The sequence below is a fragment of the Cryobacterium sp. Hz9 genome (assembly GCF_004402825.1).
GTDB classification, from domain to species: domain Bacteria; phylum Actinomycetota; class Actinomycetes; order Actinomycetales; family Microbacteriaceae; genus Cryobacterium; species Cryobacterium gelidum.
The window spans coordinates 189,980-203,858 of sequence record NZ_SOFC01000022.1; the positions used below are offsets into that span (position 1 = coordinate 189,980).

The 13,879-nt window shown below is 65.1% G+C and carries 10 protein-coding genes and 1 pseudogene; 9 read left to right on the forward strand and 2 right to left on the reverse strand.

Annotation, left to right across the window (positions count from 1 at the left end; translation table 11 throughout):
• Positions 1 to 26 precede the first annotated feature (26 nt).
• The 4 genes and pseudogenes from kdpB to E3N85_RS11995 all read left to right on the forward strand — a co-directional run bounded on the left by kdpB (position 27) and on the right by E3N85_RS11995 (position 6,015).
• Positions 27 to 2,150 (forward strand): potassium-transporting ATPase subunit KdpB, encoded by a 2,124-nt coding sequence (kdpB, locus tag E3N85_RS11980; protein ID WP_255453891.1) that lies wholly within the window; start codon positions 27 to 29, stop codon positions 2,148 to 2,150.
• A gap of 32 nt (positions 2,151 to 2,182) precedes the next feature.
• Positions 2,183 to 2,791: a potassium-transporting ATPase subunit KdpC gene (gene kdpC, locus E3N85_RS11985; protein ID WP_134463458.1), complete on the forward strand. Its 609-nt coding sequence runs from the start codon at positions 2,183 to 2,185 to the stop codon at positions 2,789 to 2,791.
• 3 nt (positions 2,792 to 2,794) lie between these two features.
• A pseudogene (locus E3N85_RS11990) lies at positions 2,795 to 5,361 on the forward strand (ATP-binding protein).
• 6 nt (positions 5,362 to 5,367) lie between these two features.
• Positions 5,368 to 6,015: a response regulator transcription factor gene (locus E3N85_RS11995; RefSeq protein ID WP_134463460.1), complete on the forward strand. Its 648-nt coding sequence runs from the start codon at positions 5,368 to 5,370 to the stop codon at positions 6,013 to 6,015.
• Between the two features lie 126 nt (positions 6,016 to 6,141).
• On the opposite strand, the gene E3N85_RS16365 is transcribed toward E3N85_RS11995, so the two are convergent.
• Positions 6,142 to 6,294 carry a hypothetical protein gene (locus E3N85_RS16365; RefSeq protein WP_166783941.1) on the reverse strand — a complete coding sequence of 51 codons (153 nt, stop codon included), beginning with the start codon at positions 6,292 to 6,294 and terminating at the stop codon, positions 6,142 to 6,144.
• 105 nt (positions 6,295 to 6,399) lie between these two features.
• Positions 6,400 to 7,218, reverse strand: a complete 819-nt coding sequence (locus E3N85_RS12000; RefSeq protein WP_134463462.1) for a Bax inhibitor-1/YccA family protein — start codon at positions 7,216 to 7,218, stop codon at positions 6,400 to 6,402.
• A 222-nt stretch (positions 7,219 to 7,440) separates the two neighbouring features.
• Between E3N85_RS12000 and E3N85_RS12005 the strand changes: the two genes are divergently transcribed.
• The 5 genes from E3N85_RS12005 to E3N85_RS12030 all read left to right on the forward strand — a co-directional run bounded on the left by E3N85_RS12005 (position 7,441) and on the right by E3N85_RS12030 (position 13,870).
• Positions 7,441 to 8,451: a glycerophosphodiester phosphodiesterase family protein gene (locus tag E3N85_RS12005; RefSeq protein WP_134463464.1), complete on the forward strand. Its 1,011-nt coding sequence runs from the start codon at positions 7,441 to 7,443 to the stop codon at positions 8,449 to 8,451.
• Positions 8,452 to 8,493: 42 nt separating this feature from the next.
• Positions 8,494 to 11,016, forward strand: coding sequence for an ATP-dependent helicase (locus E3N85_RS12010; RefSeq protein WP_134463466.1), 2,523 nt, complete (start codon positions 8,494 to 8,496; stop codon positions 11,014 to 11,016).
• A 97-nt stretch (positions 11,017 to 11,113) separates the two neighbouring features.
• Positions 11,114 to 12,538: a ferric reductase-like transmembrane domain-containing protein gene (locus E3N85_RS12015; protein ID WP_241978473.1), complete on the forward strand. Its 1,425-nt coding sequence runs from the start codon at positions 11,114 to 11,116 to the stop codon at positions 12,536 to 12,538.
• Positions 12,535 to 13,002 carry an FMN-binding protein gene (locus E3N85_RS16575; RefSeq protein ID WP_241978474.1) on the forward strand — a complete coding sequence of 156 codons (468 nt, stop codon included), beginning with the start codon at positions 12,535 to 12,537 and terminating at the stop codon, positions 13,000 to 13,002. The genes E3N85_RS12015 and E3N85_RS16575 overlap by 4 nt, the downstream gene beginning before the upstream one ends.
• A 31-nt stretch (positions 13,003 to 13,033) precedes the next feature.
• The gene (locus tag E3N85_RS12030) at positions 13,034 to 13,870 is read left to right on the forward strand and encodes an FAD:protein FMN transferase (protein ID WP_241978475.1); all 837 of its coding nucleotides are present in this window, start codon (positions 13,034 to 13,036) and stop codon (positions 13,868 to 13,870) included.
• Positions 13,871 to 13,879 lie beyond the last annotated feature (9 nt).

Below are 13,879 nucleotides of genomic sequence, written 5' to 3' on the forward strand. Positions count from 1 at the left end.
CAACAACAACAACCACGACCGAGCACATGCCTGGCGAGAGTGCCAGCAAACGTTCGCAGAGCACGTTTGGCACTGAGATGCTCATCGCCGCCCTGCCGGGGGCATTCAAGAAGCTCGACCCGCGGCAGATGTGGCGTAACCCCGTCATGTTCATCGTCGAGGTCGGTGCGGCCTTCACCACCGTCCTGGCGATCGCCGAACCGTTTTTCGGCGGGCCCGAGTCTTCCGGCGGTTCGGCAGTTCCCGGATCCTTCACCGGGGGTATCGCTGTCTGGCTCTGGTTGACAGTGCTCTTCGCCAACCTCGCTGAGTCCGTCGCCGAGGGGCGCGGCAAGGCGCAGGCAGACAGCCTCCGCAAGACTCGTACCAGCACCCTGGCGCACAAAGTGACCGGTTACAACCAGGGCTCCGATCCCGCCGCCACGACGAGCGCAACCGAGGACGTTTCCTCCGCACAACTCAAACTCGGCGATGTCGTGGTCGTGACCGCGGGTGACCTGGTTCCCGGGGATGGCGACATTATCTGGGGCATCGCCTCGGTTGACGAGTCCGCCATCACCGGCGAATCCGCGCCCGTCGTGCGGGAATCCGGCGGCGACCGCAGCGCCGTCACCGGCGGAACCCGGGTTCTCTCTGACCGCATCGTCGTGCGGATCACCAGCAAGCCGGGCGAAACCTTCGTGGACCGGATGATCGGCCTCGTCGAGGGTGCGTCGCGTCAGAAGACCCCCAACGAAATCGCCCTGAACATTCTCCTGGCCAGCCTGTCCATCATCTTCGTCATCGTCACGCTCACCCTGAACCCGATCGCCTCGTATTCGGCAGCGACGGTCAGCCTGCCGGTCCTGATCGCATTGCTGGTCTGCCTGATCCCGACCACGATCGGCGCACTGCTCTCGGCCATCGGTATCGCCGGCATGGACCGCCTCGTTCAACGCAACGTATTGGCGATGTCCGGACGAGCGGTCGAGGCGGCCGGCGACGTGACGATCCTGCTGCTGGACAAGACGGGGACCATCACCTACGGCAACCGACGCGCCTCTGAGTTCGTGTGCCTCGACGGCGTGAGCCAGCGGGAACTTATCCAAACGGCCGCACTCTCCTCGCTTGCCGACCCCACCCCGGAAGGCAAGTCCATTGTCGACCTGGCCGGTGTGGAAGGCGTCGATGTGGGCGGGTACACGGTGGGGCAAACTGTCCTCTTCACCGCGCAGACCCGGATGAGTGGCCTCGATCAGCCGGATGGCACGCGGATCAGGAAGGGTGCCGGCTCCGCGGTCCTCGCCTGGATTGCGGAAGACGAACGGGTTGCAAGCTCCGTGCTCGCCGACCTGAACGAGCAGGTAGAACGCATCGCTCAGAGTGGCGGAACTCCCCTGGTGGTCGCGGTGAAGAGCGCGTCCGGCGAAGGCCGCGTCCTCGGGGTCGTTCACCGCAAGGACATCGTCAAGGAAGGGCTGAAGGAACGTTTCGCGGAAATGCGGGCGATGGGCATCCGCACCGTCATGATCACCGGCGACAACCCACTCACCGCCAAAGCCATCGCGGCCGAAGCCGGAGTCGATGACTACCTGGCAGAAGCAACCCCCGAGGACAAGCTTGCCCTCATCCGTCAAGAGCAGGAGGGTGGCAACCTGGTCGCGATGACCGGCGATGGCACGAACGACGCACCCGCGCTCGCTCAAGCGGATGTCGGCGTGGCGATGAATACGGGCACCTCCGCGGCGAAGGAAGCCGGGAATATGGTTGACCTGGACTCAGACCCGAGCAAACTGATCGATATTGTGCGAATCGGCAAGCAGTTGCTCATCACCCGCGGTGCGCTCACGACATTCTCGATCGCCAACGACGTCGCGAAATACTTCGCGATAATCCCCGCCATGTTCATGGGAGTGTTCCCCGGACTCGCGGTGCTGAACATCATGGGACTGCATTCCCCATCCTCGGCGGTGCTGTCGGCGATAATCTTCAACGCCATTGTCATTGTCGTGCTGATTCCGCTCGCCCTGCGGGGGGTGCGGTACCGCCCGTTGAGCGCGGCGAAGATTCTGAGCCGCAACCTCCTTGTCTACGGTCTCGGTGGCGTGATCGCCCCCTTCATCGGAATCAAGCTGATCGACCTCGTCGTCGGCCTGATCCCCGGTTTCTGACCCGTGCAAAATCTGAGAAAGAAGACGTCATCATGAGCTCACCCCGCTCGGGCATCCGGCACTACCGGGTCGCCCTCCGCGCCATGCTCGTTCTTACCGTTATCCTCGGGGTGGCCTACCCACTCGCCATAACCGGCATCGGGCAGCTGGCACTTCCCGCCCAGGCCGACGGATCCACGCTGTCCGTCGCCGACGCCCCGGTCGGGTCCAGCCTCATCGGTCAATCCTTCGCCGACGTCGACGGCAACCCCCTGCCCGAGTGGTTTCAGGGGCGGCCCTCCGCGGCCGGCAACGGCTACGACGCCGGTGCATCGAGCGGGTCCAACTGGGGGCCGGAGAATTCCGACCTCGTCGCCGCGATCCAGGAACGAAAAGCACAGATCGCGCAGTTCAACCACGTCGACCCGGCGGACATCCCAGCGGATGCCCTCACGGCGTCGGCGTCCGGTCTCGACCCGCACATCAGCCCCGAGTACGCTCTGCTTCAGGTGGTCCGAGTGGCCGGTGAACGGGGATTGCCTGAACATGTCGTCCGGGCGCTGGTGGAAGCGAACATCCAGGGGAGGGACCTTGGATATCTGGGCGAGCCGACCGTGAACGTCCTAGAACTGAACATCGCCCTTGACGGGCAGAAAGGTTAAGTCATGAGACGAGGGCGGCTACGAGTGCTGCTCGGTGCCGCCCCCGGCGTCGGCAAGACCTACACCATGCTGGAAGAAGGCCGACGCCTGCAGCATGAGGGTAAGGATGTGGTCGTAGCGATCGTGGAAACCCACGGCCGCGCCGCCACAGCGGCCATGACCGAGGGGCTCGAGACCATCCCGCGCACCACGATCTTGCACCGTGGCGTTGAATTGACCGAGATGAACCTCAGCGCCGTGGTCGCTCGGAAGCCGGATATGGCCTTGGTGGACGAACTCGCCCACACCAATGCGCCCGGCTCCGAGCACGAGAAACGTTGGCAAGACGTTGAAACGCTGCTGAACGCCGGAATCGACGTCATGTCCACCGTCAACATCCAGCACATCGAATCGCTCAACGACGTCGTGCAACAGATCACCGGTGCACCGCAACGCGAAACCATCCCCGACAAAGTGCTTCGGGCTGCCGATCAGATCGAAGTCATCGACCTCGCCCCGCAGGCTCTCCTTGGTCGCCTCGCCCAGGGGCGGATATACCCGGCTGAACGCATCGATGCGGCCTTGTCGAACTACTTCCGGTTGGGCAATCTCACCGCCCTGCGAGAGCTCGCACTGCTGTGGCTGGCGGACGAGGTCGACAGCGCACTGAACAGTTATCGTGCCGAGCACGGTATCGATAGTAAGTGGGAGGCCCGCGAGCGGGTCGTCATCGCTCTCACAGGCGGCCCGGAGGGTGCGACCCTGATCCGACGGGGGGCGCGAATCGCGGCGCGGTCCGCGGGCGGCGAACTCCTGGCCGTGCACATCACCAGCCAGGACGGCCTGCGCTCCACGCACCCGTGGGAACTCGACCAGCAACGATCGCTGGTGGAGACACTCGGCGGCACCTACCGCCAGGTTGTCGGCGATGATATTCCGCACGCGCTCGTCGACTTCGCAAAGGGGGTGAATGCAACCCAGCTCGTCATTGGCGTCAGCCGCAGAAGCCGTCTGATGGCGGCTCTCACCGGGCCCGGCATTGGATCAACGGTCATTCGAGAGTCTGGCAGCATAGACGTTCACATCGTCACTCATGCCGCGGCCGGAGGGCGCTTCACGCTCCCACGCCTCGCAGGAGCTCTCACCCTGAAACGCCGTGTCGCAGGGTTCACCCTCGCCCTGATCGGCGGTCCGCTCGTCACATGGTTGCTCGTCGCATTCCGCAGCCCCGAATCGATCACCAGCGATGTTCTCACCTACCAGCTCCTGGTCGTTCTCGTGGCCCTGGTCGGGGGCATCTGGCCCGCACTCTTCGCTGCGTTCCTGTCGGGCCTCACCCTGGACTTTTTGTTCGTGGAACCGTTATACACAATCACTGTCGACGAACCTCTGCACATGCTGGCACTCTTCCTGTACGGTCTGAACGCGGTCCTCGTGAGCTACGTTGTCGACCAGGCCGCTCGCCGCACCCGCGCAGCCAAACGCTCGGCTGCGGAATCAGACCTCCTGGCCACCATCTCCGGTAGCGTTCTTCGGGGCAAGGCGCCCTGCAGGCACTTATCGGACGAACCCGGGAAGCCTTCAACCTCGACGAGGTCGTCCTCATCGAGGACGGGCAGGTGCTCCTGCGCGACGGTGCAACCACAACGCACGCACAGTTCACGACCGTGCCGATCGGCACCCGTGCCACTCTCGAACTCCACGGCGGCGATCTGCAAGCCTCCGAACGGCGTCTCCTGGCCGTGATCGCCGCGCAGATCGACGCGACCATGGAACATTCCGTCCTCACCGAGACGGCGAACGAGGTCGGACCGCTCGCCGAGACCGACCGGGTTCGCAGCGCTCTTCTCTCCGCCGTCAGTCACGACCTCCGCCGACCGCTCGCTGCCGCCGTCGCCGCAGTGAGCGGGCTGCGCGCGACCGACGTGACGTGGTCTGAAGCCGATCGAGAAGAGCTCCGCGCCACCGCCGACGAGAGTCTGCAGACGCTCACCGCACTCGTCACCAACCTTCTCGACGTCAGCCGAGTACAGGCCGGCGTCCTCGGTGTGTCGTTGGGCGCCGTGGATGCCGAAGACGTCATTCTCACCGCTTTTGATGAACTGCATCTCGGACCGGGAGCCATCGAACTCGACCTCGACCCGGATCTACCCCGGCTCCTGGCCGACCAAGGACTGCTTCAGCGCGTTGTCGTCAACCTCCTCGCCAACGCCACCCGTTTTGCCCCATCGGGGACGCGCGTGCGCATCGCCACCAGCAGCTTCGGCGGCACCGTGGAGATCCGCGTCATCGACCACGGCCCCGGTATCGCCCTCGAGCGACGTGATGACGTCTTCGTTCCCTTCCAACGCCTCGGCGACACCGATAACCGCTCCGGTCTAGGACTTGGCCTTGCCCTGTCCAAGGGATTCTCCGAGGGCATGGGCGGTACCCTCGAAGCGGAAACCACCCCCGGCGGCGGCCTGACGATGGTCATCGCTCTGCCGGTGGCGGGATCTATCCCCATGCGGTCTGCTGCAGCCTCTGATGGAGACATCAGTGCGCGTCATCCCCGTACCCCCGCGGTGACCCTCAACCAGGAGAATCCATGAAGATGCGTGACCCTCGGAGCACGAGGATACGAGATCATTACCGCGGCCAACGGAACTGAAGCCGTGAACGCAGCCATCGACCATCGGCCCGATATTTTCATGCTCGACCTCGGAATGCCCGAACTCGACGGTATCCAGGTCATCCAGGGACTTCGCGGGTGGACTCAAGCCCCTATTCTCGTCGTCTCCGGCCGAACAGGGGCGGCCGACAAAGTCGAGGCGCTCGATGCCGGCGCTGACGACTACGTCACCAAACCCTTCTCGATTGACGAACTTTTGGCTCGCATCCGCGCCCTCACGCGGCGTGTTCCCAACCAGGAGACGGCGCCGATCACGCGAATCGCGGACATCGCCATCGATCTCGCGGCCAAGAGCATCACGCGGACAACGCCCAGCGGGCCCGAGCTCGTGCGGCTGACCCCGACGGAATGGCAAGTCCTCGATATCCTCGTGCGAAATGCGGGTAATCTCGTGTCCCGCCAAAGCCTCCTCACCGAAATCTGGGGATCAGAACACATCACCGACACGGGATACCTCCGCCTCTACATCGCCCAACTTCGGAAGAAAATCGAACCCGATCCCCGGAACCCCCGGTATCTGCTCACCGAATCCGGAATGGGATATCGATTCCGACCGGACTGCGAGGAAGGTTGAGGAAGCGCTCCCAACGCAGGCTTCGCGTTGCCGCACAACAGCGCCGTCCGCGAACAGGGTTAGCTCAGACGGTGCCTCAGCTGACGGCGGCGCTGCTCGGCAACGGCGCTGTCCTCGCCCTGTCGATCAGTCTTTGGGTGCCTTGAGGTAGCGGCGGATAGCGAGGATGACCACCCAGGCGAGGCCGAGGAGCACGATGGCGCTGCCGATATAGCCGAACGCGGCGTTCATACCGTTTGCTTCGAGCGGGAGCAGCGCGTGCAGGTCAGTGAAACTCATTACTTAAGCCAACCACAGTGTGATGTGCCACGGGAACGCGATGTGCCACGGGAACGCAAAAGCGCCCTCGGTCCTGGGAACGAAGGCGCTCTTCCGAGAGTGAAGCTACTCGCGCGTGAGGGCGAAGATGCGCAGGAGCTCTACGTAGAGCCAGACGACGGTCATCATGATGCCGAAGGCGCCGCTCCAGCCGTACTTGCGGGGCAGGCGGTTGTTGACGCCCTTCTGGATGAAGTCGAAGTCGAGTACGAGCGAGTAGGCGGCCATGAGGACGGCGAGAATGCCGATGATGACGCCGAGCTTGAGGTCGAAGCCGAGAATGCTGATGCTCGCGCTGCGGAGGCCGAAGGCCTGGTCGGTGCCGCCGAAGATCATCATGCCGACGTTGATAAGCGAGAATACGCCGTAGCCGATCATGGCGATCAGGAAGACCTTGGTGGCCTTCTTCGAGGCCCGGATTTTGCCGCTCTTGAAAAGTGCGAGGGTCACGGCGACGACGACGAGCGTGGCGAGGACCGCCTGCGTGACGATGCCCGGGTAGATGCGCTCGAAGACGCTCGAGATACCGCCGACGAACAAGCCCTGGGCCGCGCCGAAGGCGAGGATCAGCGGAGCCGACGGCTCCTTCTTGAAAGTGTTGACCAGGCCGAGCACGAAACCGGCAATGGCGCCAAGAATGAACAGGAACGGCAGCACCGGGGTAGCGACCCAGGAGATCGCCGCCGCCACGAGCAGCAGCGCAAAGCCGAGGCCGGTCTTGGTGATGGTGTCTTCATAGGTCATGCGCTCGGTGTCCTGCGCACCGGCGGCGGGCCGGTTGTACATCGACTGCAGATCGTTGTCAGAGAGGGCCTGCGACGACGCCACTGCGCCACGAGCGCCGAACGCTTCGTTGCGGGAGAAAGCGGGGTTGGAGGATGCCATGTGTTGCTGTACTCACAATCAGCTGGAGGAGTAACTGGTGCGCGCGGGGCTAGCCGACGCGCAGCGCCTGGTGCGGCGCTTCATCAAAGGTACCGGAGAGCGCGTTCGAATGTGCTGGGGATCAGCCGATTTACAGCATTCCAGGCGGCATTTGGAGACGTTCCGCTATCAGCGGATAGCGGTCCTCAGCATCCGTTCTGTGGGCGCGGTTAGCCTGCAACCATGCAACCGATCGTCATTGGCCACCGCGGGGCAAGCGGTCACCGGCCCGAGCACACCCGCGGCGCGTTCGGGCTCGCGTTCGCACTCGGCGCCGACGCCGTCGAACCAGACCTGGTAGCGACCCGCGACGGCGTACTCGTCATTCGCCACGAAAATGAGATCTCCGGCACAACGGATGTCGCCACTCGCACCGAATTCGCCGCTCGCCGCACCGAGAAACACATTGATGGCAGGCCGGTCACCGGTTGGTTCACGGAGGACTTCACCTGGGCCGAACTGAGCACCCTGCGTGCCCGCGAAAGGCTGCCGAGGCTGCGGCAGAACAACGCGACCTTCGACGGCCAGCAGCCGATTCTGCGACTGCGCGACCTGTTCGACCTCGTCGATGCCGCGGCCGAGCGGACCGACCGGGTGCTCGGCATCGTCGCTGAGATCAAGCACGCCAACTATTTTGCGGGGCTCGACTTGCCCCTGGCCGAACTGTTCGCCGCCGAGGTCTCCGCGGCCGGCTGGAACACCGACCGCCTCACCGTGGAAAGCTTTGAACCGAGCGTGCTCGCCCGGGTGCGGGACGAGGGTGTGCGCGGCAAGCGGATCTTTCTGCTCGAAGACCGGGGGCACCCGGCTGACCAGGTCGCCGAGTACGGAGCCGGGGCGCTGCCTTACACCGACCACCTCACGCCTGACGGGCTTGCGAACCTCGCCGCCGGGCCTGAAAGCATCGACGGCATCAGCGTTCCGAAATCGCTCATTCTCGAAACGGATGACGGGGGTGACGTTGTCGGGGCATCCGCTCTGGTCGATGATGCCCACAACGCAGGGCTCGAAATTTACTGCTGGACCCTGCGCCCGGAAAATAGGTTTCTCGCGCCGACGTTTCGGAGCGGCACCCGCCAGGCGGATTTCGGGCACTGGCAGTCGGAGTTTCGCGTCATTTTCGACTCCGGTATCGACGGCGTCTTCGCCGATCACCCCGATCTTGCCGTGCACGTGCGCGACGAACGGCGCTGATCGGCCTGCCTGTCAGGGGCCTCGCCTACACTGGATAGCGTCATGACCACACCTCTCAACGCGGAATCCGCACCCGCCACCACAACTCGTTCGGCCACGCCGATCATTCTCGATTCCAACGGGTATGCGGGCATGGGGGAACGCGAACAGAGCCCCCTGCTCGACGGGCTCAACCCGCAGCAGAAAGAGGCCGTCGAGTATCGCGGCCAGGCGCTGCTCATCATCGCCGGCGCCGGCTCGGGCAAGACCAGCGTGCTCACTCGGCGGGTGGCGAGCCTGCTCGAAACCCGCGATGCCTGGCCGAGCCAGATTCTCGCCATTACCTTCACCAACAAGGCCGCTGCCGAAATGCGGGAGCGGGTGCACGCCATTCTCGGCCAGGCCTCCGACGGAATGTGGATCAGCACCTTCCATTCCTCCTGCGTGCGCATCCTGCGTCGCGAGGCCGACAAGATCGGCCTATCGAGCACGTTCAGCATCTACGACTCGGCCGACAGCAGGGTCACCCTCAAGCGCATCATCAAGGCTCTCGACGCCGACACCTACGGGTTCACGCCCGGATCGGCCGGCGCCAAGATCTCCAAGCTCAAAAATGAGCTCGCCGACGCCGATTCCTACGCGCGCAACGCGAACATGAGCGACCCGCAGGAAGTCATGTTCGTCGAGATCTTTCGACAGTATTCCGCCCGGCTGCGCGCCGCGAGCGCGCTCGACTTCGACGACCTCATCGGCGAGACCGTCTACCTGTTCCGCGCATTCCCCAAGGTCGCCGCGCTCTACCGGCGCCGGTTTCGGCACCTGCTGGTCGACGAATACCAGGACACCAACCACGCCCAGTACGCCCTCGTGCACGAGCTCACCCGGCCGGTCACCGCCGATCTCGCCCAAGAGATGGAAGACGACGGTGTGCACGTGCGCAACCTGCGCGACGCCACTGGAGCCATTCCCGGGGCCTCGCTCACCGTGGTCGGCGACTCCGACCAGTCGATCTACGCCTTTCGCGGGGCGGACACACGCAACATCAGCGGGTTCGAACGGGACTACCCGGGCGCGAAGGTGATTCTGCTCGAGCAGAATTACCGGTCGACCCAGAACATTCTTTCGGCGGCGAACGCGGTCATCGGCCACAACTTCGACCGCACCGACAAAAAGTTGTGGAGCGCCGGCGGTGACGGCGAGAAGATCATCGGCTACACCGCCTATTCCGGGCACGACGAGGCCCAGTTCGTCTCCGACGAGATTCAGGTGCTGCACGGCGCAGGCATGGCCTACCGCGATATGGCGGTGTTCTATCGCACCAACGCGCAGACCCGAGCGCTCGAAGAGATCCTGGTGCGCTCGGCCACGCCGTACCGGGTGGTCGGTGGCACCAAGTTCTACGAGCGGGCCGAGATCAAAGATGCCCTGGCCTACCTCATCGCCGTCGCCAACCCGGTCGACGAACTGGCTCTCCGCCGCATTTTGAACACCCCCAAGCGCGGTATCGGCCCGGCCACCGAGACCGGGCTGTCGAGCTTCGCCGACGATAACGGGCTCACCTTTCGCCAGGCCATGCGCAACTCCGCCGCACTCGGCCTCGGCCCCAAGGTGACCGGCGCCATCCTGAAGCTGGCTGAGCTGCTCGACGCCGCCGCCCTCATGCTCGTGCCGACCGGGGTCACCGGCGACGGTGTCCCGATTGGTGGTTCCAACGTCTCCGAGGTGCTTGAGTTTCTGCTCGCCGGCAGCGGCCTGCTCGCCGTGCTGCGGGGCAGCCGAGACCCGCAAGACGAGGCGCGCGCAGAGAACATCGAGGAGCTCGTCGCGCAAACCAAGGACTTCAACAAGGAGAACCCCGACGGCGGTCTCGTCGATTTTCTGACTCAGGTCTCACTCGTGGCCGCGGCCGACGACCTCGACGACGCCTCTGGCACGGTTTCGCTGATGACCCTGCACACCGCGAAAGGCCTCGAATATGAGGCGGTTTTTCTCACCGGCGTCGAGGAGGGGCTGCTGCCGCACCAAATGTCGGCGAACGAGCCTGGCGGCCCGGCCGAAGAACGACGCCTGTTCTACGTGGGCATCACCCGGGCGCGCCAACGGCTCTACCTCTCGCTGGCCATGACCCGCGCGCAATTCGGAAACATCAACGTGGCCATGCCGAGCCGTTACCTGCAGGAGATTCCGGCCGAGCTGATCGACTGGAAGCAGTCACCCGGCACGGCTAATTCCCACGGTGGCACCCAGCCGCGTGCCCTCAATGCGCGCCGCGAGGGGGGATTCGGTGGCTTCGGTAATTCGCTCAGCGGTTCGGGCAATGGTTCGACCAGTGGCAGCAACAGCGCCCAGGCCGGCCTGCCGCCGGGCAAGCCGAAGACCGAGTGGGCGAACAAGATCACCGGAACGGTGCGCGACAACGGAGCCCTCGAACTGACCGCGGGTGACCGCATCCGTCATCATGACTTTGGCGAGGGCCGGGTCAACCAGGTCACCGGCGAGGGCACCAAGCGCATCGCGCACGTGCAGTTCGACACCGCCGGCGCCAAGAAACTGCTGATCAAGATCGCGCCGATCGAAAAGATCTAGCGTGCCCGTTGCGGTAGCGCTCGAGGCATTGGTGACACACAGACTGTTCACAGCTTATCCATAGCAGTTCGATGGGCGCCCGGCCGATGCTCTACCCATGAGCCTCGACACGCGCACCACTCGAACCGGTGCGGCACCCACGCACCGCACGCGCACGGCGTCACCGCACCCGGCTTACACTAAGCGGATGCGCCTGGCTGATAACCTGCAGATTCTCTGCGTTGCATCAGTCGCCATCGTCATCGCCATCTTTCTCGCCGACGGGGGAGCTGCCAAGTTCGGCACCCCCGCGGAGGCTTTCACCTCCCTCGGAATCGTCGCCGGCCTCGTCGGCACCAACATGCTGCTCGCCATGCTCGTGCTGGCCGCGCGGCTGCCCCCGATCGATCGCGCTTTCGGGCATGACCAGGCTATGGCCGTGCACCAGTCGCTCGGCAAGCCGGCCCTGTATCTCATCCTCGGCCATGCCGCGCTGCTCGTGACCGGGTATGCGCTCGCCGAAAACACGAATGTGTTCCTCGAGGTTTGGAACATGTTCACGACCCTGCCGGACATGCCGCTCGCGTTTCTCGGCCTCGCCCTCATGATCGGCGTCGTGATCACCTCGCTCGTGGTGGTGCGCCGGCGGTTTCGCTACGAGGCCTGGCACGCCGTGCACCTGCTCGCCTACCTCGCGGTGCTCGTGGCCATCCCGCACCAGCTGAGCGTTGGTGGCCTGCTCAGCGAGGGCGCTATCGCCCGGTACTACTGGCTGGCCCTGTATGCGGCCGTCGCCGGGTCCCTCATCCTGTTTCGGTTCGTGCTGCCGGTCGTGCGGTCGCTGCGGCACCAACTGCGCGTGGCGAGCATCGAGCAGGTGGCGCCCGGCGTCGCGTCGATCAGCCTTGTCGGGCGTCGGCTCGACCTGCTCGAGGCCACGAGCGGCCAGTTCTTCATCTGGCGGTTCTGGTCTGCCGGACTGTGGTGGCAGGCGCATCCGTTCTCGCTGTCGGCCGCCCCGAACGGACGCACGCTGCGCATTACCGTGCGTGGCCTCGGCGACGCATCGGCCGAGCTGCCCCGGGTTCCGCGCGGCACACGGGTGAGTTTCGAAGGCCCCTATGGGCTGTTCACCGAGAACGCACGCACCTCGCCTCGCGTCGCACTGATCGCCGCCGGCATCGGCGTCGCCCCCATTCGCTCGCTGCTGGAAACGGTGTCCTTCGCGCCGGGCCATGCCACCGTACTGCTGCGCTCACACGCCATCGGTGACACCTATCTGGTCGACGAACTCACCGATCTCTGCCGTGCGCGCGGCGCCGAGCTGCGCATCCTCGCCGGCCACCGGCCCAAGGGAGTCAGTACCTGGCTGCCAGCGGATGCCGCCCGGGCCGGCCTGACCCTGCGCACGATCGTGCCCGAACTGGGACAATCCGACATCTACATCTGCGGCCCCCGCCCGTGGACCGACGCCGTCGTACGCGATGCCCGCGCCGGCGGGGTGCCCAAGAAGCAGATCCACTACGAAAGGTTCGACTGGTGAGAGCACGCGCAGTCGCCCTGGCCGCCCTAGCCTCCGTCTCGATCGTCGGCATCGGCTGGCACCTGGGATCGCAGTCGATCGATGCCTCGCAGAGCCTGACCGCCTCGAACACGGGCACCACGACGGCCGCGACCGCGCGAGTTGCCCCGAACGCCGCTGCGTCCACCGCGACCGTGTCGTCGGCTCCGTCTGGAACCTTCACCGGCTCGGTGATTCACACCCAGTTCGGCGACATGCAGGTGTCGGTGACCATCGCCAACGGAACGATCAATGAGGTCACACCGCTGCAGCTGACCAACCGGGGAGGCCGATCGGTAGCTATCAGTAGCCAGGCCGCACCGATTCTCCGCTCCGAGGTGCTCTCCGCCCAATCGGCGAGCGTGCACAACGTCAGCGGTGCCACCTATACGAGCGAAGGCTACCTGCGGTCGCTGCAGTCAGCCCTCGATACGGCCGGGTTCTAGGGCGCCGACGATGCGCAAGGATTTCGCACCGATGCCCGTGCCCACCTTCGCGACCATGGGCACGATCGTGAGTCTGCGACTCGCCGAAGCCGCGACCGCGTTGGGTGACACGGCCCGGGCCGATGCCGCGCAGCTCGTCGAGACCGTGTTCCGTCGATGGGACGAGCAGTTCAGCCTGTACCGGGCAGACTCGGAGTTGAGTCGAGTCGCGCGCGGCGAGCTCCGGTTGACTGACGCCAGTGCGAGCCTGCGCAACTGCTATGCCCTTGCGCTGGACTGGCGGGACCGCACCCAGGGGGTGTTCACGCCGCATCGGGCGGATGGGGTGATCGACCTGTCGGGTGTGGTCAAGGCGCTCGCCATCGCCGAAGCCGGAGGGGCCCTTCGCCTCAGCGGCCTCACCAACTGGTCGATCAACGCGGGCGGTGACGTCCTGGTCGGCGGCGTGCCGGGGGACCGGTACGACGAGACAGAGCCCGCCGACCATGCGACGCCGACCGGGCATCGCGGAACAGCTCCGGCAGCGGTCAGCGTGCATGCCGAGTGGGTCGTGGCGATCGTCGATCCGGACGATCGAGGCGACGTGATAGCACGCGTGCCGCTGCGGCATCCGCTTCGGGCCGTGGCCACGTCGGGCAGCGCGGAACGCGGCGAACACATCTGGACGGAACGAAACGAGCCTTCGCCGTTTCGCCAGGTGAGCGTGTTTGCCGCCGACATCGTCACGGCCGACGTGCTCGCGACGGCGATCGTGGCGGGCGGCGCGGAGACGTTGGCCGACATGACGGCGCGGTTCGCCATCGACGTGCTCGCGGTTCTGCATGATGGCCAGTTGCTCGCAACTTCGGGTTTACGCCGGGCCGACTAGGCGGTGTAA